We start from the raw sequence: 22,396 nt of genomic DNA on the forward strand, positions 1-22,396 counted from the left end.
CTACTCCTTGATCAATTCTTTCAGTTCCTCGATATATTCTTCATCAACCTCAGCTAATAAGCTGTTATTATTCTGATTTCCGTTTTTACCGTTATGTCCGCTATTTTTCTTATGCCTATCCATCCTTTTGATGTCTTCTTTTTTATAAGTGTAGATCTCTGTACCCAGTTTTTCCTGACCATCTTCATCCTTCTCACCGGTATAAAGACGTACCATAACTTTACTGCTCAGAATATTCGTATCTACTACCTTGCCAATGCCGTCTCTGGTCTTTACGCGTTCGCCATTATCCGGCAGTCCCTTGCGCAGCTCCATATAGATATCATTTTCATACTTCAAACAACACATCAGCCTGCCGCAAATGCCAGATATCTTTGTAGGATTGAGTGACAAATTCTGCACTTTAGCCATTTTGATAGAAACAGGTTCAAAATCCGATAGCCAGGTGCTGCAGCATAAGCTTTTCCCACAGGAGCCAATGCCGCCCAACATCTTCGCTTCATCACGAACGCCGATCTGACGCAACTCGATACGCATTTTAAATACGCCGGCCAAATCCTTTACCAATTCACGAAAATCGACTCTACCATCTGCTGTAAAATAGAAAATGATCTTATTATTGTCAAAAGTATATTCCACATCGATTAGTTTCATTTCCAATCCATGCTTATTGATCTTTTCCTGACATGCCTTCAAAGCTTTTGCCTTTTTTCGCTCATTTTCTTCGTGACGGCGTATGTCTTCTTCGCCTGCAATTCTGATAATCTTCTTCAACGGCTGTACTACGTCTTCTTCCCGAATTTCTGTGATGTCCATCGTAACTGTACCAAATTCCAGTCCTCTGGCCGTCTCTACAATCACATTATCTCCAGACTTTATTTCCAATTCATCAGGATCAAAGTAATACACTTTTCCAGCGTTCTTAAATCTAACGCCAGCTACTCTTACCATATATTTATCCTCCAATTTTCAAGATCAAATTCCTGATCGCATATCTATAGTTCACTCCGGCGATCAAATCTCTTCGCGCTTCCTCTATATATTTGACATAACGAACAGCTTGTTCACGCCGCAGGTATCCATTGGCATCCCCAATCAAATACTGACAAAGCAGCCGCTCCAAACCATCCAACAAAGAAAAGGCGCCGTCTCTATCCTTCACTGCCTTTGTCAGCTTATCCTTAAATTCATAAAAATATGCATGATCTGCCACCATATCCATGATCTGACGCGCCAAGGTTAAATCCAATAATTCCTCGCCCATTTGATAGTTACCCAAACGGTAAGTAATGCACCTTGAGGTAATTGTCGGCAATAAATTCTCCGTATTTTCCGATAACAAAAGAAGTAACGTTCCCGGAGCAGGTTCCTCTAACGTCTTCAGTAATCGATTTTGCGCCCGCAGGGTCATAGAATCAGCATGATCAATGATCGCAATATTTCCGGCGCCACCGGTAGGCTTAATCTTCAAATTTTCTTGCAATTGCGCTATAGCGCTATCCTTTACTGAAAGATCATCGGATCGGACAATATACAGATCCTCATAATTATCATGATCTATCTTCCGACACACTGCACAATTATCACAACCCCAGCCAGGATCATCTTTGCACAAAACACCTTTAATAAAATCCTTCGCGAATCTCTCCTTATCAATACATCTATCTCCCTCGATAATGTACGCGTGAGATACGCTTCCCCGCTGCACCGCTTTACTAATCTTGTCCGTCAAAGGGGTGAGCGTCCCATAATCTCTTAACGACATGAAGCGCCTCTATTCTGTAGTAATCTGTCGATATGGTGATATATTTCATCTCTGACAACTTCCTTCGGACGTCCAGCATTAACACATACAAAACGTTCCGGATATATCTGCGCAATCTCCTGATACCCGTCAAAAACTCTGTTATGAAACTCTAACTTTTCTAATTCAAGACGATCCTGATATTCCAATTTAATGCGAGATTTCCCAATCTCAGGAGACAGCTCCATCAAAAAAGTTATATCGGGCATACATCCCTCAATCGCCAACTCATTGATAACTCGCACCGCATCGCCTAACTGTCTTCCATAGCCTTGATAAGCAATGCTTGAATCTATAAAACGATCGCAAATTACTATCTTTCCCTCTGACAAAGCAGGCTTGATCAGCTGATGTACATGTTGCGAACGGCTTGCCGCATAAAGCAGCGCTTCAGCCATATCACACATTTCACCATTTGCCTTATCCAGGATAATATCCCGTATCTTCTCACCGATAGGAGTTCCTCCCGGTTCTCTCGTAAAAATGGTGTCTATCCCGCGCATATCAAAGTATTCTTTTAGATATGCAATCTGCGTTGATTTCCCCGATCCGTCCGGACCTTCCATCGTAATAAATAATCCTTGTTCCATAGGGCATCTCCTAACGCTTTTTTGTCGCGTCATCAACGATATTATTAAAAAGATTCACAACTACGTAAACCAACGGGCAGCAAAGTAATACGCAAAAAAAGATTTTCAAAAAAGTAAACAACAATTTCCCCGCCTTTCGCCCAAATATACATAATAATTATATCACAGTTTTTTAGCAAGATAAAGGTAAAAAATTGAAAGGCAAGCCTATGAATGTTGTTTTGTCAATGATGTGACACCAAAAAGGGAGCATCAATTTGACGATATGGTATCATGAGAATGCAATTCTAAAGATGCCCTTTTCTCCAAAGGTGTAGCCCACCCAAGGACTGGTTTAGGGGTGTTGTTGTAACGTTTTAGATAGCGGAGCATCTGCACTTTTAAATCTTCATAGGAGTAGAAATACAGGTAATTGTAAAATCGCTCCTGGTCCAATCGATGGCTGCGTTCTACTTTGCCATTGTGTCTTGGTGTGCGTGGACGAATCAGCTTGTGGGTAATGCCAAGTTCATCACAGAGTTTATCCATCGGATGTAGTTTTTTGTAGTCTTTTGGATAAGTAAATTCAGCGCCATTATCCGTTTGAATCATTTTTGGTGTATATCCAAAGAATTGGATAGCGCGCTTTATGAAATTAACGGTAGAATAAGAACTCTGTTCTTTATATGGGTAGAGGAAGCGCTGTCTGGAAGCTTCATCTATGATTGTATATTGATAAAATTTGTCAGGCATAGAGCCAGTATAGCAGGCAGAGGGCACATATTTCACATCCATCTGCCACTTTTCACCAACAGCCTGAGGAGTCGCATAAGGCTTTGGAGTATATTTGTTAGTGGGAGTCACTTTTTGCTTGGTATACCCTAGCCGAGAAAATACACGGTAAAGAGAGCCGGGATGCCTGCGATACCCTTTGGAAGTACGTAATTTTCCATAGATTTCGCAGACGGAGGCGTGGGGATTGCGTCTGTGCAAATCATGAATCCACTTGAGTTCCTCAGTGGTATGAGAAGAAGGATGAGGCGTTTTGGGTCTGTGAGAATGATCCATAAGGGACTCTTTCGTACCATCAAAGCGTTTGTTCCAGCGCATAAGGGAAGATTTAGATATATGGTAGCGCCTGCAGACAAAGGCGACGGACTGACCGCTGCGATAAAGATTCACTGCGTAAAAACGGGTAGAAATTTCATGTGGCAAATATCGTTGAGTTTGTGTTATACTGTTCATGACGATAGGGTTCCTTTCAGATATGTTTTTTGTGGTGATTAACATTCTAACAGATCCTATCGTCTTTTTCTATAGGCAAGTGTCACATCAATTGTAACTCTACAAAAAATTGAAAGGCAAGCCTATGAAAACTTCCAGATCATAACTAAAAAAAGAAACCACACTGATGTGTAGTTTCCTTTTAACAAAACTGGCAACGACCTACTTTCCCAGGCAGTCCCCCGCCAAGTATCATCGGCGCTTAGGAGCTTAACTACTGTGTTCGAGATGGGAACAGGTGTATCCTCCCCGCTATTGTTACCAGATTCCTTTTTTCCCCTTTGATCCTGAATAACGTGTCTAAACTTCACTCTTTGAAAACCACTGGTCAAGTGCTCGACCTATTAGTATCGGTCAGCTCCATACATTACTGCACTTCCACCTCCGACCTATCTACGTGGTAGTCTCCCACGGGTCTTACCTTAAAGGAGGAGATCTCTTCTTGTGGGGGGCTTCGCACTTAGATGCTTTCAGCGCTTATCCCTTCCATACGTAGCTACCCAGCTATGCCTTTGGCAAGACAACTGGTGCACCAGAGGTATGTCCATCCCGGTCCTCTCGTACTAAGGACAGCTCCACGCAAATCTCCAACGCCCACAGCGGATAGGGACCGAACTGTCTCACGACGTTCTGAACCCAGCTCGCGTACCTCTTTAATGGGCGAACAGCCCAACCCTTGGGACCTACTTCAGCCCCAGGATGAGACGAGCCGACATCGAGGTGCCAAACACCCCCGTCGATGTGAACTCTTGGGGGGTATCAGCCTGTTATCCCCGGGGTAGCTTTTATCCGTTGAGCGATGGCCCTTCCACTCGGAACCACCGGATCACTAAGCCCGACTTTCGTCCCTGCTCGACCTGTTTGTCTTGCAGTCAAGCTCCCTTCTGCCTTTGCACTCTTCGCGCGATTTCCGTCCGCGCTGAGGGAACCTTTGGGCGCCTCCGTTACTCTTTAGGAGGCGACCGCCCCAGTCAAACTGCCCACCTGACACTGTCCCAGTGCCGGCTTACGGCACATGGTTAGAATCCCAACGTTACAAGGGTGGTATCCCAACGGTGACTCCATCAATACTGGCGTACTGATTTCTCTGTCTCCCACCTATCCTGTACATGCAACGCCGAAACTCAATATCAAGCTACAGTAAAGCTCCACGGGGTCTTTCCGTCCTGCTGCGGGTAACCGGCATCTTTACCGGTACTACAATTTCACCGAGTCTATTGTTGAGACAGTGCCCAGATCATTACGCCTTTCGTGCGGGTCGGAACTTACCCGACAAGGAATTTCGCTACCTTAGGACCGTTATAGTTACGGCCGCCGTTTACTGGGGCTTAAGTTCTGTGCTTCTCCTCACGGATGACACTTCCCCTTAACCTTCCAGCACCGGGCAGGCGTCAGCCCCTATACTTCAGCTTTCGCTTTTGCAGAGACCTGTGTTTTTGGTAAACAGTTGCCTGGGCCTTTTCACTGCGGCCTGCTTCATGCAGGCACCCCTTCTCCCGAAGTTACGGGGTCATTTTGCCGAGTTCCTTAACAATAGTTCTCTCGCTCGCCTTAGGATTCTCTCCTCATCTACCTGTGTCGGTTTGCGGTACGGGCACCTCGGGTCTTGCTAGCGGCTTTTCTTGACAGCGTGAAATCAACTGCTTCCGGCTTATTTGCCTCCCCGTAACGCCTCAGAATTGTAAAAGCGGATTTGCCTACTTCTACTCCCTCGACGCTTGGACACGCTCTACCAGCGGCGTGCTCAGTCTATCCTTCTGTGTCCCCACTTCACTTAAAACGACCTCCGGTGGTACAGGAATCTCTACCTGTTATCCATCGCCTACGGCTTTCGCCCTCGGCTTAGGCCCCGACTAACCCTGAGCGGACGAACCTTCCTCAGGAATCCTTAGATGTTCGGCGGACAGGATTCTCACCTGCCTTGCGCTACTCATGCCAACATTCTCTCTCCTATACAGTCCACATACCCTTTCAAGTATGCTTCTACCCGTATACGATGCTCCTCTACCAATGATTTCTCATTCCAAAGCTTCGGTAGTAAGTTTTAGCCCCGTTTATCTTCGGCGCAGAGCCACTCGACTAGTGAGCTATTACGCACTCTTTGAATGCATGGCTGCTTCTAAGCCAACATCCTAGCTGTTTGTGCAGCTCCACATCCTTTTCCACTTAACTTACATTTTGGGACCTTAGCTGTTGGTCTGGGCTGTTTCCCTTTCGACCACGAAACTTATCTCACGTAGTCTGACTCCCACATATGATATTCCGGCATTCGGAGTTTGATAGTTTTCGGTAACCGGTGAAGGCCCCTAGAACATTCAGTGCTCTACCTCCGGGTATCTTTCTGTGAGGCTAGCCCTAAAGCTATTTCGAGGAGAACCAGCTATCTCCGGGTTCGATTGGAATTTCACCGCTATCCACAAGTCATCCCAACCTTTTTCAACAGATATGGGTTCGGTCCTCCATAACCTGTTACAGTTACTTCAACCTGCTCATGGATAGGTCACCCGGTTTCGGGTCTACAGCATGCAACTCTCTCGCCCTATTCAGACTCGCTTTCACTTCGGCTCCAGTGCTTTACACCTTAACCTCGCTGCATACCATAACTCGTTGGCCCGTTCTACAAAAAGTACGAGGTCACTTTCGCTCCCTCTGCTTGTAGGCATAAGGTTTCAGGTTCTATTTCACTCCCCTCCCGGGGTTCTTTTCACCTTTCCCTCACGGTACTATTCTCTATCGGTCACTGGGTAGTATTTAGGCTTGGGGGGTGGGCCCCCCGGCTTCAGACCGGGTTCCACGTGTCCGGTCCTACTCTGGATCCACTCTGCTTCATGTTCATTTCGTCTACGGGACTTTTACCTCCTTCGGTTTGCCTTTCCATGCATATTCGACTATCAACATTTCTTGCTTCTGAGTGTCCGCAACCCCGATAGCAAGCTATCGGTTTGGCCTCTTTCCCTTTCGCTCGCCGCTACTTAGGAAATCGATCTTTCTTTCTCTTCCTACGGGTACTTAGATGTTTCAGTTCCCCGCGTTTCCTTCTCATAACCTATTGATTCAGTTATGGATACCTACGCATTACCGTAGGTGCGTTTCCGCATTCGGATATCTGCGGGTCATAGGATATTTGCTCCTTACCGCAGCTTTTCGCAGCTTGTCACGTCCTTCTTCGGCTCCCAGTGCCAAGGCATCCGCCTTATGCCCTTCTTCACTTGACCTTCTTGCTCGTCTTTTCGCTCCCCTGCTTCCTTGCAGCTTTGCCAAAAGCCTTCGCAATTCTCTCGTGTCGCATGCGGCGCTCGCATGCTCTTTATTAAAGAATTCTTCTGGTTTTCTCGGTTGAAATCATAGAATTTCCCTTCCGTTATCTCTAACTTCTGTCTTTTCTCGATTTCTTCTCTGTGTTTGTTTGATACACGTTATTCAGTTCTCTAGGTGCTTTCTCTAGCCTTTCGGCTATGGTGGAGAATAAGGGGCTTTGCAGCTTTACTCCGTAAATCTGCCGTTCTGCGGCTCCCCTTTCGGTCGCCTTGAACCACTCCCTATGAATCTGTACTCTGTACAGATTCTCTTAACGGTCGTGCCCTTTCGGGTTCGAGCCGCTAAGCTCTCTATTGGTGGAGAATAAGGGGCTCGAACCCTTGACCCCCTGCGTGCAAGGCAGGTGCTCTCCCAGCTGAGCTAATTCCCCATAAACTCATAGTATGAAAATCCGTCTCCTTAGAAAGGAGGTGATCCAGCCGCACCTTCCGATACGGCTACCTTGTTACGACTTCACCCCAGTCATTGGTTTTGCCTTAGACAGCATATTTGCTTGCCGGCTTTGGGCACCCCCAACTTCCATGGTGTGACGGGCGGTGTGTACAAGACCCGGGAACGCATTCACCGCGACATTCTGATTCGCGATTACTAGCAACTCCGGCTTCGTGCAGGCGGGTTGCAGCCTGCAGTCCGAACTGGGACCGGTTTTTGAGATTTGCTCCGCCTCGCGACTTCGCTGCTTTCTGTACCGGCCATTGTAGCACGTGTGTAGCCCAGAACATAAGGGGCATGATGATTTGACGTCATCCCCACCTTCCTCCGAGTTGTCCCCGGCAGTCCCACTAGAGTGCCCAACTTAATGATGGCAACTAATGGCAAGGGTTGCGCTCGTTGCGGGACTTAACCCAACATCTCACGACACGAGCTGACGACAACCATGCACCACCTGTCTCTCCTGTCCGAAGAAATATCCCATTACGGATACGTCAGGAGGATGTCAAGTCCTGGTAAGGTTCTTCGCGTTGCTTCGAATTAAACCACATGCTCCGCTGCTTGTGCGGGTCCCCGTCAATTCCTTTGAGTTTCATACTTGCGTACGTACTCCCCAGGCGGAGCACTTAATGCGTTAACTCCGGCACCGAAGTCTTGCGACCCCGACACCTAGTGCTCATCGTTTACGGTGTGGACTACCAGGGTATCTAATCCTGTTTGCTCCCCACACTTTCGTGCCTCAGTGTCAGTTACAGTCCAGAAAGCCGCCTTCGCCACTGGTGTTCCTCCTAATATCTACGCATTTCACCGCTACACTAGGAATTCCGCTTTCCTCTCCTGCACTCAAGCTATTCAGTTCGCAGGGCGAACAATGGTTGGGCCATTGCCTTAAACCCTGCGCTTAAAAAGCCACCTACGCACTCTTTACGCCCAATAATTCCGGATAACGCTTGCCCCCTACGTATTACCGCGGCTGCTGGCACGTAGTTAGCCGGGGCTTCCTCCTTGGGTACCGTCAGTTCTTCTTCCCCAAGGACAGAAGTTTACGACCCGAAGGCCTTCTTCCTTCACGCGGCGTTGCTGCATCAGGCTTTCGCCCATTGTGCAATATTCCCCACTGCTGCCTCCCGTAGGAGTTTGGACCGTGTCTCAGTTCCAATGTGGCCGATCACCCTCTCAGGTCGGCTACTGATCGTTGCCTTGGTGAGCCGTTACCCCACCAACTAGCTAATCAGACGCAGGCCCATCTTATGCCGATAAATCTTTGACTGCTTTTCCATGTGAAAATGCAGTGTTATCAGGTTTTAATCATCGTTTCCAATGGCTATCCCTGTGCATAAGGCAGGTTGCCTACGCGTTACTCACCCGTCCGCCGCTTTCCACTCTCTCCCTCAACCGAAGTATCCGTCGAGAGCTTCTCGCTCGACTTGCATGTGTTAGGCACGCCGCCAGCGTTCATCCTGAGCCAGGATCAAACTCTTAATGATATGGTATTCTACTTGCTTTCGCAAGGTAAAATCATCTTAAAAGTCTCTGAACGCTTTGCGCTCTTGCAATATTCTTCTTTCGAATTATTGTTCTTTTTAAGAAATTGTCGTGAACTCTCACGCACTGGTAATCTCTTACCAATTTCATGATTGCTCGAAATTTTTGACTAAATTTCCATACTATGAAGTTTTCTAGGTTCTGCCGCCCGCTCTCGCAGACAGCTTATTCAGTATACCATCCCTTTCCGGCACTGTCAAGCATTTTTTCGATCTTTTTCAGGCTTTTTTCTTTGCCTTCCTTCTTCGTCCCTGCCTGACCTGCCGCCTTGCGGACAGCTTTATTATATTATCACTTCTGTCTTCCTCAGTCAAGTGTTTTTTGTAAAATATTTTTATATATCTATATATAGATTACGCCTCTTTCTTCGGCCGCCTTTTCCACATCTTAAACCACAGCAGAACAATTACCGCCAGTACCACAACCGCAGCCCCAATCATCAGTGGAGACGCACTGCTTTGAGGATAACGTTCTTCGATATTTTCTGCGGTAAGTCCGTCAGTCAGACTGTACAGGTTGATAGTATCCAGGAAGTCTCCCTGAACAACACGTTCACCATCCTTATAGTCCTTTAGCTCTCCACCCATAACAACAGAGTAGAATACCAACCCGTCCTTTTCCATACATCCTGCAAAGCACCAGCCTGCCGCAGGAGTATATCCAGTCTTTACGCCTGTCATATACTGACTGTACGGGCTCTCATAGCGGTCATCAGGAAACTTGACTCGATTAGTAGTCTCATATGCGAACCCTTCATCACGAACATTGGAGGCCGGAACAACTCCCTCGCTCTTGCTTACGCACTCCCGGAATTTGTCAAACTGCATCGCGTATTCGCAAATTTTAACCATATCTCTCGGCGTCGTATAATGTTCTCCAGAAGCAAGACCAATACAATCCTGAAATTGGGTATTCTCACATCCGAGTTCCTCTGCTTTCTCATTCATCATAGCGATAAAATCCTTATAGTCATCGCACATGTCAAAAGCAAATGCTGTAGCAGCTTCATTACCTGACGGAATCAAAAGATATTTCATACATTCTTCATATGAAATCACTTCTCCCTCCAGCAGGTGCTTCTGCGGTTCCATGCTGCTGCAGTAATAGCGGCGAACCGCGTCCTTCGATACGGTTAATTCACCTTCCAGGTTCGGATTCTGTTCCAATACCAAAATTGCAGTCATCACTTTCGTCATACTGGCAGGCGCTCTCCGCTCATCTGCATTCTTTTCATATAATACCGTTCCCGTCGTCGCTTCGTAGAGAATTGCCGCCTTTGAGTTTGGCGCCATATCTACTACTTCATTATTCTCCCCACCGAAAACGGGTCCGACAGATCCTGCTGTCAGCAGAAAAATTATAGCCAAAATAAGCCCGGTTAATCCGTGCCTCAAATTTTGCTTTTTCGCTTTCATATTCCTATCCTCATTTCTTCATATAACCACCACAGCAGGATCGTGCGTAAACCTGCTGCGTAAAGATGGGACATCTTTACTATACTCCTTTTAAAGAAAAAAGACAAGAAAAATTCATTCCTGTCAAATGATCAATTCCCTGACAACCTGTCTCCTTCACAAAAGCTTCTTTCTTGCACAAAAAAACCTGCTGTACAAGATCATTTGCTTTTATCTCGCACAGCAAGCTTTAATCTTTTGCTTATTTCACCACAATCTTATGGAACTTCTTCTTTCCTTTCTGAATCAGAAGTTCTCCATCCTTAAACATCTCCGCAGTCACATTCATCTTAGGATTTGTGACCTTTTCTCCGTTAACGGAAAGACCACCCTGTTCGATGGTTCTGAAACCCTCTCCGTTGCTCGGCACAAGTCCCAGCTCCTTGATCAGAGAAACCAAACCTTTACCATCGCCCGCAAAATCAGCAGCCGCCATTTCTGTCGTTGGAATATTAGCAGAATCTCCGCCGCCTCCAAAAGCAGCTCTTGCTCCCTCCTGCGCTTTCCTCGCTTCATCCTCACCATGTACCAGCTTAGTAACTTCGTAAGCCAACACTTCCTTCGCATGATTGATCTCCGCGCCTTCCAGGGAAGCCAGCCGCTTCACTTCATCCATCGGCAGGAATGTAAGCATTCTCAGACATTTTTCCACATCTGCGTCCCCTACGTTTCTCCAATACTGGTAGAACTCGTAAGGAGAGGTTCTCTCAGCCGACAGCCACAGAGCGCCTTTCTGCGTCTTCCCCATTTTCTTGCCCTCACTGTTGGTCAGCAGCGCGAAGGTCATACCGTAAACAGGAATATTGCAGAGCTTTCTGGAAAGATCAACTCCAGCAATAATATTAGACCACTGGTCGTTGCCGCCAAACTGCATTTTCAATCCAAAGTCTCTTGCCATTACCATGAAATCGTAGCCCTGCATCAGCATGTAATTGAATTCAAAGAACGACAGCCCCTGTTCCATCCGCTGCTTAAAGCATTCCGCTCTGAGCATGTTGTTTACATTGAAACAGGTTCCCACTTCTCTCACGAATTCCACATAATTAAGCGGCCTCAACCAATGAGCATTGTTAACACTGATCGCTTTTCCCGGTAAAGGCTCTCTGTTCTGATGTCCCGGTGCGTAAACGCCCTGATTCCCTTCGTACTTCCACTCATCATCAAAGTCCAGATATTTATCAAACAGCTTCTTAAATGCAGCGCAGTTGTCATCAATAGTATCTACCGTCATCATTTGACGCATATCCTGTCTGCCTGACGGATCTCCGACCATTCCGGTGCCTCCGCCCAAGAGAACCACCGGCGTGTGACCGTATTTCTGCATGTACATCAAAATAATGACCTGCATAAAATGTCCAATATGAAGACAATCCGCAGTCGGGTCAAACCCTATATAAAACTTAATTTTCTCTTTGCCGAGAAGCTCTCTGACAGCCTCCTCATCAGTAACCTGCTCAATAAAGCCTCTCTCTTTCAGTACATCGTAAACATTATCAAATTTGCTCACGTTATCAGGAATAAAACTTTTCATTTCTACTTTCCTCTTTCTTCAAAATTTCTGTTTCGCCCTAATTTTATATATTCTAACACAATTGTACCGGATTATCAAAAAACGAAACGTCTCTCGGTCGATTGACATACAACGCCGGAGCTGTTTTCCTTTTCATTTGACCTTACTTCGTGCCGTACAGCCTGTCGCCCGCATCTCCCAAACCAGGAAGAATATAAGCGTTTTCGTTCAGACATTCGTCCTTAGCCGCTATGTAAATATCCACATCAGGATGCGCCTCCTGCAACGCTGCAATACCCTCCGGCGCCGCAATCAGGCACATAAACGTGATATCTTTGCCGCCCCTCTGCTTGATAAAGTCTATCGCGGCTACGGCGCTTCCGCCGGTAGCCAGCATCGGATCTACTACAAAGATTTGACGCTTGTCGATGTCCTTTGGTAATTTGCAGTAATATTCTACAGGTTCATGGGTCTTGGGATCACGATACAGCCCTACATGACCGACCTTTGCATTAGGCACCAGAGCCAGCATACCGTCTACAAAACCCAGTCCTGCACGGAGAATGGGAACGATAGCAATGTCCTCACCCTTCAGCATGTTTACCTTTGTCTTCTGCATCGGCGTTTCAATTTCAACATCCTCTAATGGCAGACTTCTCGTCGCCTCAAAACCCATCAGCATGGCAATCTCCTTTGCCAGCTCTCGAAAATCCTTCACGCTGGTTTCCGTTTTTCTCATCAGCGCAACCTTGTGCTGGATCAAAGGGTGATCAAATACATATACCTTTCCCATTATTCTTCCTCCATTTATATTACATCTCATCCAGCATGTCAACCCTGCGCTGATGGCGTCCGCCCTCGAACTCAGTATCAAGCCATGCGTCAACAATCTCAACAGCAAGATCAGGCGTGGTGGTTCTTCCGCCCAATGCCAGTACATTGGCATTGTTATGCTGCTTTGTCAATCTGGCCATCTCCACAGAAGTACAAAGACCGCATCTGACGCCCTTCACCTTATTTGCGGCAATAGAAATACCAATCCCTGTTCCGCATACGACGACGCCCAAATCAGCTTCACCGCTGGCAACCGCCTCACCACAGGCCCTTCCGTATACAGGATAATCTACGGACGCATCGGAATACGTTCCGAGGTCCACTATTTTCATACCCCTTTCCATCAAATGATCTTTGACTGTATTTTTTAACGCGAATCCACCATGATCGCTGGCTATTGCAATTATCATTCCTTCTAAACCTTTCTAATATTATATCCCGCTGATTTCAGCATACGATTCATGACAGAAAATCCAACGCCTTCCTCACAAAGCGCCATCGTCAAAATCACATCCGTCCCCGCCTCATCAGCCTCCCGCAGCCGCCTGAAAAAATCATGCGCTGCCGTTACTTCCTCTCCTTCATCAAAGGATATCAGACATACTTTTTGTCCCGCGTCCTCCCGTGCGGTCTTTTCAGCTTCCATAGCCCTCCGGGCAGCCTCCGGCACACCCTCAAATATAATCATTTCCGCTTTAGGCGCATAATGCTTATATTTCATGCCCGGAGCTTTCGGTTTAAATTCATCATTGTTAAAAGTATCCGGCCGCCTGTTTAATGTCGGATCAAGCGCAACCGGTTTTCCCAAAGCTCTCTCGAAATCCTCTTTCGTGATGATGCCCGGCCGCAGAATCATCGGTGCGTCTGTCGTTACATCAATAACTGAGGATTCGATACCTACCTGACAATCCTCGCCGCAGACAACAGCATCGATTCTCCCCGACAGATCATCCACAACATGACCCGCTGTAGTCGGGCTGGGCTTGCCTGACAAATTTGCGCTGGGAGCTGCAATAGGACATCTGGAAAATCGAATCAATTCCAATGCCGCCGGATGATCAGGCATCCTAATCCCAACCGTATACAATCCTCCCGTAGTCACATCCGGAACTACAGACAAACGCGGTACGATCATTGTCATAGGCCCCGGCCAAAAAGCCCCCATCAGCTTTTCCATATCCGCCGTGATCCGCGGCGTCAGCTTTATCAAATCGTCTTTTGACGATATATGCACGATCATAGGATTGTCTGACGGACGCCCCTTTGCAGCATATACTTTTGCTACCGCCTCCGGATTTAACGCGTCAGCCCCTAGTCCGTACACCGTCTCCGTAGGAAATGCTACCAGTCCTCCAGAAGCGATAATCTCCGCGGCCCGCTGCAGATCTTCTTTTGTATCTTTAAAAAATTTCGTTTTCATTAGAAGTTTTTCATCTTCTCTGCCTGATCATTTGTAATCAAGGCATCGATAATTTCATCCAATTCTCCGTCCAGAATATTGTTCAGTTTATATAGTGTCAGTCCGATTCTGTGTTCACTGACTCTTCCCTGCGGGAAGTTATAGGTTCTGATTCGCTCACTTCTGTCACCAGAGCCTACCTGGCTCTTTCTTGCTTCAGAAATTTCTTTATTCTGCTCCTGTACTTTCAAATCGTACAATCTGGCTTTCAGTACCTTAAACGCTTTTTCTTTATTTTTAATCTGAGACTTTTCGTCCTGGCAGGTTACGACAAGTCCGGTCGGCTCATGGGTCAATCTAACCGCCGAGTCCGTAGTATTTACACACTGTCCGCCATTACCGGAAGCTCTGTAAACGTCTACTCTGACATCATTCGGGTTAAGATCCACCTCCACATCATCTACTTCCGGAAGCACAGCTACCGTTGCCGCTGATGTATGCACGCGTCCCGCAGATTCTGTCTCCGGTACACGCTGCACCCGGTGCACGCCGCTTTCGTATTTCAGCTTGGAATACGCGCCCTTACCCTTAATCAGAACTACCGCTTCTTTGATGCCGCCAATGCCGGTATCATTGATATCCATCAGCTCCGTCTTCCATCTATGCCGTTCTGCATAACGCATATACATTCTCAAAAGATCCTGACCGAATAAAGCAGCTTCATCACCGCCGGTTCCTGCGCGTACCTCCAGAATTACGTTTTTTTCATCGTTAGGGTCTTTCGGCAGCAAAAGCACCTTTAATTCGTCCTGATTTCGTTCGATCTGTTCTTCCAGCTCGTTAATTTCCATCTTCGCCAAATCACGCATTTCTTCGTCAGCCTCATTCTCAACGATATCTTTCGCGTCGCGAAGCCCTTCCTTAGCTTTTTTATATTCCTCGTATTTCTTGACGATTGGCTCCATTTCGCCCATTTCCTTGATGTATTTCTGCCACGTTGGCTGGTCGTTAATAACCTCCGGGTCAGAAACCTTCAGGGATAATTCCTGATATTTTTCAACTATAAAGTCTAACTTATCAAACATATCTATCTCCTCAAAATAAAAATCGCCGTATCTATCTAAGCATATATTCTACCACAAATTGTGATTTCCTACAATTGAAAAAATAAAATTCCCTGCTGAAACACATGAAAACGTGTTTTTAATAAATCTGACACAATACCCTGCATCCCAATGAAAACTGTCATTTTTGTCAATTCTGGTTTTGGTCACAAAGTGAACCTCTCGATTTTTACACATTTCCCGTGATCCTCTCCTTCCTTGCCATTGACTTTCCTCTGCCCTGGGCGTAAAATGTTTTTCAGACTATAGTAAGAAGGCACAGAAAAATGAAAAAAAGCATACTGATTCAAAACGGCAGGGTAGTCGACCCCGCACAGGCAATCAATAAAATCACCAACGTATATATAGAGGATGGCAAAATTTGCGCAATCACAAATGCATCGCCAAATGCCGATATAATTATCAATGCAAGTGGAAACATCGTATGTCCCGGTTTTATTGACATCCACATGCACGAAGATGACTACGATCCTAAAACGGATACCGTATCCCGCAGCATGGCAGAATCCGCTCTGCACATGGGCGTTACGCTAGATATCGGCGGAAACTGCGGAGACAACGCCTTTGATCCGAAGCATTATCTAGATGTCACCGACCGAGATGGCGCGCCGGTAAACCTGGGACTGCTGGCAGGGCATACATATCTGCGAGAGCAAATTCCAAATCACAACAAATACAAAGCCGTTGACGCCTTAGCTCTAAAAACCATGACCAAGGCCTGCGCGTCTCTTTTGGATTGCGGCTGTCTGGGTATCTCCTTTGGTGTAAAATATGTGCCGGGAACAACCCCGGAGGAGCTCTCAGCATTGGCGTCGCTTTGCCAAAAGGGTGATAAGCTGGTTGCATCACATGTTCGTCAGGATTTAGACGAAGTCTTTGCTGCAGCAGATGAACTGGCTACTGTCAGTCAGGCCTGCGGTATTCGAGTACAGTTTTCACACATCGGCAGCATGGGCGGCTACGGTCAAATGCCTCGCCTGCTTGAGAACATCAAAAATTACCGCGCAAAGGGTATCGATATGCTTTGCGACTGCTATCCATACAACGCCTTCAGTACCGGCATCGGCGAAACGACCTATGACGACGGATTTTTGACACGATATCAGGCAGATTATGACAGCATTCTCATTGCCAGCGGAAAATATGCAGGAAAACGCTGCACCAAAGAAATATTTGATGAACTCAGAGCCACTGCGCCAGACACTGCCACAGTAGGCTATTTCATGAATGATACCGACATTGAAACCGCTCTGCTCTCACCACTCGTCATGATCGGCAGCGACGGCGTCAGAACCAGCGGCATGGGACACCCGCGAGCGTCAGGCTCCTTTGCCCGTTTCATTTCCGATTATATTCGCCCCGGCAAAATTGAACTGTTAGAGGGTATCAACAAGATGACGGCCATGGCTGCAAACCGGCTGCACCTTCCCCACAAGGGGAATTTTCTACCGGGCAGCGACGCTGATGTCACAATCTTTGACCTTGAAAACGTCAGGGACTGCGCCACCTACGAAAATGGGCAAATTCCGGCAAAAGGATTCAGTTACGTTTTAATTGGCGGTGAAATCGCCCTACAAGATGATCAAATTGTAAATAACCGATTAGGAAAATCCGTGAGAAAATAAAACCACAATGAAAAAAGCGCCGCATATGCGACGCCATTGTTTTCTGATTATGTTTACAGGTTGTACTTGTTCTTGAACTTTTCAACACGTCCACCACGGTTGATGAACTTCTGCTGTCCTGTAAAGAACGGATGACATGCTGAGCAAACGTCAAGTCTCAATTCTTCTTTTGTTGATCTGGTAACAAAAGAATTACCACATGCGCAAGTTACTTTACATTCCTTATAATCAGGATGGATTCCTTCCTTCATGCTTCTACCTCTTTCCTGCTCAGGCAACGCCCGTGCATAATTTGTCTGTATCTAGTACAGCTTTTATACTATATCACACTTATTCAAGTGACACAAGCATTTTTTATAAATTTTTTGCCGTACTTCTGTAGAGTTACAATTGATGTGACACTTGCCTATAGAAAAAGACGATAGGATCTGTTAGAATGTTAATCACCACAAAAAACATATCTGAAAGGAACCCTATCGTCATGAACAGTATAACACAAACTCAACGATATTTGCCACATGAAATTTCTACCCGTTTTTACGCAGTGAATCTTTATCGCAGCGGTCAGTCCGTCGCCTTTGTCTGCAGGCGCTACCATATATCTAAATCTTCCCTTATGCGCTGGAACAAACGCTTTGATGGTACGAAAGAGTCCCTTATGGATCATTCTCACAGACCCAAAACGCCTCATCCTTCTTCTCATACCACTGAGGAACTCAAGTGAATTCGTGATTTGCACAGACGCAATCCCCACGCCTCCGTCTGCGAAATCTATGGAAAATTACGTACTTCCAAAGGGTATCGCAGGCATCCCGGCTCTCTTTACCGTGTATTTTCTCGGCTAGGGTATACCAAGCAAAAAGTGACTCCCACTAACAAATATACTCCAAAGCCTTATGCGACTCCTCAGGCTGTTGGTGAAAAGTGGCAGATGGATGTGAAATATGTGCCCTCTGCCTGCTATACTGGCTCTATGCCTGACAAATTTTATCAATATACAATCATAGATGAAGCTTCCAGACAGCGCTTCCTCTACCCATATAAAGAACAGAGTTCTTATTCTACCGTTAATTTCATAAAGCGCGCTATCCAATTCTTTGGATATACACCAAAAATGATTCAAACGGATAATGGCGCTGAATTTACTTATCCAAAAGACTACAAAAAACTACATCCGATGGATAAACTCTGTGATGAACTTGGCATTACCCACAAGCTGATTCGTCCACGCACACCAAGACACAATGGCAAAGTAGAACGCAGCCATCGATTGGACCAGGAGCGATTTTACAATTACCTGTATTTCTACTCCTATGAAGATTTAAAAGTGCAGATGCTCCGCTATCTAAAACGTTACAACAACACCCCTAAACCAGTCCTTGGGTGGGCTACACCTTTGGAGAAAAGGGCATCTTTAGAATTGCATTCTCATGATACCATATCGTCAAATTGATGCTCCCTTTTTGGTGTCACATCATTGACAAAACAACATTTTTATAAATTTTTTGCCGTACTTCATCATGGATTTTATTGCCAAAGCAAATTTCGCTCTATTAATGGGGCATGCGAAAACTTCCTATACTATTCAGGCTGTGCAGGAATATCGGTCAGGAAAAAGATTTCCTAACAATACCTCTAAAAAATCAGGAAACGCTGATGTTGAAATAAAAAAACGATATAGCTTTTACCGCCTGTAATATTTTTTATACCACTCTATTTTGTCACAATATAAATTATAATCCAAAGTCTTATTCTCTATATCATAAGGCGATATTCCCTGATACAGAAACACTTCCGAAAACAGTCGCGGTGATTCTGTTTCTATATAGTTAGTCTTTTTCTCAATTAAAATGGTTAATACGGTATCCACTCCAAATGCTCCGTAATGTAGCAATGGTTCATAATATATCATATTAAAGCTGTTCTTGGGAATGCCAAGAACGATCATTTCCAAGTCCTCTTTTAACAGATTTCTACCGTGCAGAATATTCATCGATGAAACCTGAAGATAGACGGGTTCCAGATCTTCTTCCGCTATCCGATATGCACCTAACTCCTTTTCTAAAAAGCGAATCACCTCTTCTGCTGTTTTAGGCGGGAGAAATTGCCCGTCTGCAACAATTCTCGTCAAAGCATTCTGCTGACACATAGAAATCTCCTTCGTTAACTGTTATCCATAAAATATACTCCCCTTCAGAGGGGACAAATGATTTTGTTTTTTCACTTATCCACCTGAAAGGGAGTATATCAGCGGTCATTTAATGCAATAACCCCTTTAAATACGTTTTAAAATTCATGCTTCCTTCTGATGGTAATTGCACCTAACAGACCGGCAGAGAGTATAAACATACCTGCCAACGCAGCGAGCGGTGCGTGATCACCGGTCTTCGGATAATTCACATCCTGATCAGCTTCCTTGTCCGCCTCCAGATACTCATCCTCCGGCAGATCTACGCCAGGAGCCAATGGTACATCAGGCTCATCAATAATCGGTTCATCCGGCGCCGGAGCTAGCGGCACGTCCGGTTCTTCAATAATCGGCCCGTCTGGTTCTGGCGCTAATGGTACATCAGGATTTTCCGGCAGCACGATTACTGGTGGCTGAGGATCAACCGGAGCAACTGCATTCTCATAACAACCATCTGTATGCTGGTGCTCCTCTTTCGTGCAGGTTACATAACAGCTTTCCTCATGATGCTCTCCTTCTGTCTTTCCACACATAGGCTCTGGATATGTTAAAAATTTATAACATTCATCCGTATGAACATGCAGCTGATCTGTTATCTCCCCAGTTTCAGGATCAATCTGATACTGAAAAGACTCGTCATATCCCTCGTCTGTTCCTTCTCTCTCGATCCATTCTTCCAGCGTGTCATAGAGGCAAGTACGAACTTTCTTTACATAGCAATCCTGCACATGTTTGTGCCCTTTGTGTTCCTCAACTTCGCATTTGAGCGTTGGAACAGAGCACGCATCTGTGTGCGTATGTACTTCCTTCTCACAGATCAACACACGGCTATCATCTGCCGTAGACTCTGCCGTATCAGCAAATACAGCAACGCCGGTCATAGCTGTCATGCACATCGCGAGCAGCGGTGCAATCACCTTATTCAGTTTCTTCATTTTTTCCCCATCTTACGAGTCTCCTCGCTTTTACCGGAAATTCCTTCTTCCCGGACAGCTGGCTGCCAACCATGGGGATGGTAAGGCCCTTTAGCTTTCCGTCACCGATTTTCATCGGTTTTGACAAGATATCCTCCTTCCTGTTCCTTTTTTTCTTTTCCTTGCGGAATTCGCACTATTAGTTTTATAAACAAAATAGCCCTGCGCGCAATGCACAAGGCTATAGTAATCCAACAAAACAGTATCTATCTCTTCTACTGTAAAGTGCAACTGGCTGTCTTACCGCTCATGCAAGACCCTATAGCTTTGCGTCACCGCCTCACGACGATTTTGCCTTTTAAATTACATTTATAGATTACCACACTCATATAGGTTTGTCAATTATTTTTTGGTTATTTTTATTTATTTTTTGCAGCTATTTCTTTCCCCTTAACACTGCCGCAACGATACGATCCCGACCAGCCAAATCCTGTAAGGCAGTCACATGATCAAAACGCTCTGTTTGTGTAATTAGAGAACATACGTCTTCTCTCTGATCGTGACCGATCTCCAGCATCAATACGCCGTCCTTTTTCAGGCAACCGGCAGCGTCTTCTAAAATACCTTTATAAAAATCAAGTCCGCCTATGCCGCCATCCAGCGCCATCATCGGCTCGTGGTCGCGAACCTCCCTCTGCAATGTAGCGATAACCGACGTCTTTATGTACGGAGGATTAGAAATAATCATGTCAAACCGCTTATTCTTGAAACGTCCTTTAAACGGCTTCAGCAAACTTCCTTCTTCAAAGTCCACCTTTTTAGATACGCCCAGCTTTGACGCATTACGCCGTGCCACTGACAGAGCCCCTTTACTGATATCCGAACAGACAACACTATTTACCCCCGGACAAAGAGATGCAAGAGATATACCAATGGCGCCGCTGCCGCAACAAAGATCCAACACCTCCCAGTCACGCCGTTTTCTAATCGGCAGACTCTGTCCTCGGAGAGTATTATTCCTGATAATTTCCATGGCGTCCTCAACCAGCGTTTCCGTATCCTGTCGTGGAATCAGTACATTTTCATCTACATCAAAATCCAGACCCATAAAACACTGAACGCCGGTAATGTACTGCAACGGCTCACCCGACGCCCTGCGGTCCATCAGCTTGAAATACGCGTCGCAAAGACTGTCAGGCAGGATTTTCTGATATTCCAAAATCAGCTGTGCGTTAGAAATTCCCATCAAGAAGCAATACAATTGTTTACTGTCAATAGCAGCATCGTCAACTCCACTGTCCGCCAGCTGCCGCAACCCGATATTCAATATTTCTTTCACAGGAAGACTCATGCTCGCTCCACCGCCATTTCTTTCTTTGACTTTCTTTCATAGCTCTTTTCTTCTATCAAATTACCTTCTAAATCACAAATCCCCTCAAAATACGGCGTTTCATCCGGCACCATAACCGCCTTCATAGCACAGATAGCTACCTCCAGCTGCTCGTCCGAAGGTTCCTTCGTTGTAAGCTTCTGCAAATACAATCCTGGCAGGCTGAGAACCCTGACCATCCAATTATCGCTGCGGCCCGCCCACTTCAACAGTTCGTAAGAAAGCCCCGCTACCACAGGTACTAACAGAAGCCGCGAGATAATACGAAGCGCTAGATCCGGCCATCCCAAAAACAAATGCAGCACAAAGCTAATCACCATAACGAACAGCAAAAAACTAGTTCCGCATCTCGGATGAAGCGTATAAAACTGCTGTGCATTGGCAGGCGTCAATTCTAAATTATTTTCAAAGCAATGAATCGTCTTATGCTCCGCTCCATGATACTGAAAAACAGTTTTGATGTCTTTCATCTGACTAATAATCGCGATATATACCACAAAAATCACAATACGCATAAGTCCCTCAACCAAATTGAATACAAAGTCGCTTTCAATGACCGGCTTCAGCCAATTAGCTACTACCGTCGGTAAAAGGATGAACATACCGATGGTCAGCGCCAGAGCAAAAATTACCGAAAGATAGATCATCAGATTCCAAGCGCCCTTTTCACCAAAGTGTTTGTTCAGCCATGCTTCCATTTTATCCTCGCCCGCTTCTTCTTCCTCAGGCCAGTTTGCTTCCAATACATCCGCCGAGTACATCAATATTCCCGTTCCTTGAACAAGCGATGTGACAAAGGATACAACGCCGCGAATAACAGGAATCTTTGTCCACTTGGGAAGCGTTTTATTCGGCTGCGTCTTCATGTGTATACGTCCGTCAGGAAGTCTGATCGCCACAGCCGTTCGCTTCAGCCCCTTCATCATAATGCCTTCCATAACGGCCTGTCCGCCCACAGGCGTCGGGCATGCGTCCTTTAAAAAAATCTTACTCAAATCCATAGCTC

The 22,396-nt window shown here is 45.9% G+C and carries 16 protein-coding genes, 1 tRNA gene, 3 rRNA genes, 1 pseudogene and 2 riboswitches; of the genes and pseudogenes, 2 read left to right on the forward strand and 19 right to left on the reverse strand.

Going from position 1 to position 22,396, the window contains the following annotated elements:
* The 14 genes from ACPW7J_RS13225 to prfA all read right to left on the reverse strand — a co-directional run bounded on the left by ACPW7J_RS13225 (position 1) and on the right by prfA (position 15,234).
* The gene (locus ACPW7J_RS13225) at positions 1-951 is read right to left on the reverse strand and encodes a PSP1 domain-containing protein (RefSeq protein ID WP_425755408.1); all 951 of its coding nucleotides are present in this window, start codon (positions 949-951) and stop codon (positions 1-3) included.
* Between the two features lie 4 nt (positions 952-955).
* Positions 956-1,765, reverse strand: coding sequence for a hypothetical protein (locus ACPW7J_RS13230; RefSeq protein WP_161875427.1), 810 nt, complete (start codon positions 1,763-1,765; stop codon positions 956-958).
* Positions 1,756-2,394 (reverse strand): dTMP kinase, encoded by a 639-nt coding sequence (tmk, locus tag ACPW7J_RS13235; RefSeq protein WP_425755409.1) that lies wholly within the window; start codon positions 2,392-2,394, stop codon positions 1,756-1,758. The genes ACPW7J_RS13230 and tmk overlap by 10 nt, the downstream gene beginning before the upstream one ends.
* Before the next feature lie 252 nt (positions 2,395-2,646).
* On the reverse strand, positions 2,647-3,618 hold the full coding sequence (locus ACPW7J_RS13240) for a DDE-type integrase/transposase/recombinase (RefSeq protein ID WP_425754898.1): 972 nt from the start codon (positions 3,616-3,618) through the stop codon (positions 2,647-2,649).
* Positions 3,619-3,806: 188 nt separating this feature from the next.
* A 5S ribosomal RNA gene (gene rrf, locus ACPW7J_RS13245) occupies positions 3,807-3,923 on the reverse strand.
* Between the two features lie 58 nt (positions 3,924-3,981).
* Positions 3,982-6,872, reverse strand: a 23S ribosomal RNA gene (locus ACPW7J_RS13250).
* A 397-nt stretch (positions 6,873-7,269) separates the two neighbouring features.
* A tRNA-Ala gene (locus tag ACPW7J_RS13255) sits at positions 7,270-7,345 on the reverse strand.
* 33 nt (positions 7,346-7,378) lie between these two features.
* Positions 7,379-8,894: ribosomal RNA gene (locus ACPW7J_RS13260) — 16S ribosomal RNA — on the reverse strand.
* Together the 16S, 23S and 5S rRNA genes with 1 tRNA gene alongside form the textbook arrangement of a ribosomal RNA operon.
* A gap of 411 nt (positions 8,895-9,305) precedes the next feature.
* Positions 9,306-10,367: a D-alanyl-D-alanine carboxypeptidase family protein gene (locus ACPW7J_RS13265; protein WP_425755410.1), complete on the reverse strand. Its 1,062-nt coding sequence runs from the start codon at positions 10,365-10,367 to the stop codon at positions 9,306-9,308.
* A 241-nt stretch (positions 10,368-10,608) separates the two neighbouring features.
* On the reverse strand, positions 10,609-11,937 hold the full coding sequence (gene tyrS / locus ACPW7J_RS13270) for a tyrosine--tRNA ligase (protein WP_161874759.1): 1,329 nt from the start codon (positions 11,935-11,937) through the stop codon (positions 10,609-10,611).
* Between the two features lie 142 nt (positions 11,938-12,079).
* Positions 12,080-12,709, reverse strand: a complete 630-nt coding sequence (gene upp / locus ACPW7J_RS13275; RefSeq protein WP_425755411.1) for a uracil phosphoribosyltransferase — start codon at positions 12,707-12,709, stop codon at positions 12,080-12,082.
* Positions 12,710-12,728: 19 nt separating this feature from the next.
* Positions 12,729-13,160 (reverse strand): ribose 5-phosphate isomerase B, encoded by a 432-nt coding sequence (gene rpiB, locus ACPW7J_RS13280; RefSeq protein ID WP_161874757.1) that lies wholly within the window; start codon positions 13,158-13,160, stop codon positions 12,729-12,731.
* A gap of 5 nt (positions 13,161-13,165) precedes the next feature.
* A complete protein-coding gene (locus tag ACPW7J_RS13285; RefSeq protein WP_425755412.1) occupies positions 13,166-14,170 on the reverse strand; it encodes an L-threonylcarbamoyladenylate synthase in 1,005 nt (334 codons plus the stop codon).
* The gene (gene prfA / locus ACPW7J_RS13290) at positions 14,170-15,234 is read right to left on the reverse strand and encodes a peptide chain release factor 1 (protein ID WP_161874755.1); all 1,065 of its coding nucleotides are present in this window, start codon (positions 15,232-15,234) and stop codon (positions 14,170-14,172) included. The genes ACPW7J_RS13285 and prfA overlap by 1 nt, the downstream gene beginning before the upstream one ends.
* A gap of 305 nt (positions 15,235-15,539) precedes the next feature.
* On the opposite strand from prfA, the gene ACPW7J_RS13295 reads away from it, so the two are divergent.
* Entirely contained in the window at positions 15,540-16,898 is a 1,359-nt protein-coding gene (locus ACPW7J_RS13295; RefSeq protein ID WP_425755413.1) for a hypothetical protein, read from the forward strand.
* A 53-nt stretch (positions 16,899-16,951) separates the two neighbouring features.
* Here the strand turns inward: ACPW7J_RS13295 and rpmE are convergent, their stop codons facing one another.
* Positions 16,952-17,149, reverse strand: a complete 198-nt coding sequence (gene rpmE / locus ACPW7J_RS13300; protein WP_161874753.1) for a 50S ribosomal protein L31 — start codon at positions 17,147-17,149, stop codon at positions 16,952-16,954.
* A gap of 230 nt (positions 17,150-17,379) precedes the next feature.
* Here rpmE and ACPW7J_RS13305 point away from each other — a divergent pair.
* A pseudogene (locus tag ACPW7J_RS13305) lies at positions 17,380-18,351 on the forward strand (DDE-type integrase/transposase/recombinase).
* Positions 18,352-18,582: 231 nt separating this feature from the next.
* Here ACPW7J_RS13305 and ACPW7J_RS13310 read toward each other — a convergent pair.
* The 4 genes from ACPW7J_RS13310 to ACPW7J_RS13325 all read right to left on the reverse strand — a co-directional run bounded on the left by ACPW7J_RS13310 (position 18,583) and on the right by ACPW7J_RS13325 (position 22,391).
* Complete coding sequence (locus ACPW7J_RS13310; RefSeq protein WP_425755414.1) at positions 18,583-19,047, reverse strand: hypothetical protein; 465 nt, start codon at positions 19,045-19,047, stop codon at positions 18,583-18,585.
* 137 nt (positions 19,048-19,184) lie between these two features.
* Positions 19,185-20,021, reverse strand: a complete 837-nt coding sequence (locus tag ACPW7J_RS13315; RefSeq protein ID WP_425755415.1) for an LPXTG cell wall anchor domain-containing protein — start codon at positions 20,019-20,021, stop codon at positions 19,185-19,187.
* Between the two features lie 50 nt (positions 20,022-20,071).
* A riboswitch (cyclic di-GMP riboswitch) is annotated at positions 20,072-20,156 on the reverse strand.
* A gap of 127 nt (positions 20,157-20,283) precedes the next feature.
* A riboswitch (cyclic di-GMP riboswitch) is annotated at positions 20,284-20,366 on the reverse strand.
* Positions 20,367-20,436: 70 nt separating this feature from the next.
* Positions 20,437-21,339 (reverse strand): peptide chain release factor N(5)-glutamine methyltransferase, encoded by a 903-nt coding sequence (gene prmC, locus ACPW7J_RS13320; protein WP_424960331.1) that lies wholly within the window; start codon positions 21,337-21,339, stop codon positions 20,437-20,439.
* Between the two features lie 8 nt (positions 21,340-21,347).
* Positions 21,348-22,391 (reverse strand): DUF1385 domain-containing protein, encoded by a 1,044-nt coding sequence (locus tag ACPW7J_RS13325; RefSeq protein ID WP_161874749.1) that lies wholly within the window; start codon positions 22,389-22,391, stop codon positions 21,348-21,350.
* Positions 22,392-22,396: the final 5 nt, after the last annotated feature.

The sequence above is a fragment of the Ihubacter sp. rT4E-8 genome, from assembly GCF_049852125.1.
Lineage (GTDB): Bacteria > Bacillota > Clostridia > Peptostreptococcales > Anaerovoracaceae > Senimuribacter.

What these genes read in the sequence shown, in the direction of transcription:
- ACPW7J_RS13225 (WP_425755408.1), bottom strand. Translation starts at nt 951, where the DNA reads ATGGTAAGAGTAGCTGGCGTTAGATTTAAGAACGCTGGAAAAGTGTAT.
- ACPW7J_RS13230 (WP_161875427.1), bottom strand. Translation starts at nt 1,765, where the DNA reads ATGTCGTTAAGAGATTATGGGACGCTCACCCCTTTGACGGACAAGATT.
- tmk (WP_425755409.1), bottom strand. Translation starts at nt 2,394, where the DNA reads ATGGAACAAGGATTATTTATTACGATGGAAGGTCCGGACGGATCGGGG.
- ACPW7J_RS13240 (WP_425754898.1), bottom strand. Translation starts at nt 3,618, where the DNA reads ATGAACAGTATAACACAAACTCAACGATATTTGCCACATGAAATTTCT.
- ACPW7J_RS13265 (WP_425755410.1), bottom strand. Translation starts at nt 10,367, where the DNA reads ATGAAAGCGAAAAAGCAAAATTTGAGGCACGGATTAACCGGGCTTATT.
- tyrS (WP_161874759.1), bottom strand. Translation starts at nt 11,937, where the DNA reads ATGAAAAGTTTTATTCCTGATAACGTGAGCAAATTTGATAATGTTTAC.
- upp (WP_425755411.1), bottom strand. Translation starts at nt 12,709, where the DNA reads ATGGGAAAGGTATATGTATTTGATCACCCTTTGATCCAGCACAAGGTT.
- rpiB (WP_161874757.1), bottom strand. Translation starts at nt 13,160, where the DNA reads ATGATAATTGCAATAGCCAGCGATCATGGTGGATTCGCGTTAAAAAAT.
- ACPW7J_RS13285 (WP_425755412.1), bottom strand. Translation starts at nt 14,170, where the DNA reads ATGAAAACGAAATTTTTTAAAGATACAAAAGAAGATCTGCAGCGGGCC.
- prfA (WP_161874755.1), bottom strand. Translation starts at nt 15,234, where the DNA reads ATGTTTGATAAGTTAGACTTTATAGTTGAAAAATATCAGGAATTATCC.
- ACPW7J_RS13295 (WP_425755413.1), top strand. Translation starts at nt 15,540, where the DNA reads ATGAAAAAAAGCATACTGATTCAAAACGGCAGGGTAGTCGACCCCGCA.
- rpmE (WP_161874753.1), bottom strand. Translation starts at nt 17,149, where the DNA reads ATGAAGGAAGGAATCCATCCTGATTATAAGGAATGTAAAGTAACTTGC.
- ACPW7J_RS13310 (WP_425755414.1), bottom strand. Translation starts at nt 19,047, where the DNA reads ATGTGTCAGCAGAATGCTTTGACGAGAATTGTTGCAGACGGGCAATTT.
- ACPW7J_RS13315 (WP_425755415.1), bottom strand. Translation starts at nt 20,021, where the DNA reads ATGAAGAAACTGAATAAGGTGATTGCACCGCTGCTCGCGATGTGCATG.
- ACPW7J_RS13325 (WP_161874749.1), bottom strand. Translation starts at nt 22,391, where the DNA reads ATGGATTTGAGTAAGATTTTTTTAAAGGACGCATGCCCGACGCCTGTG.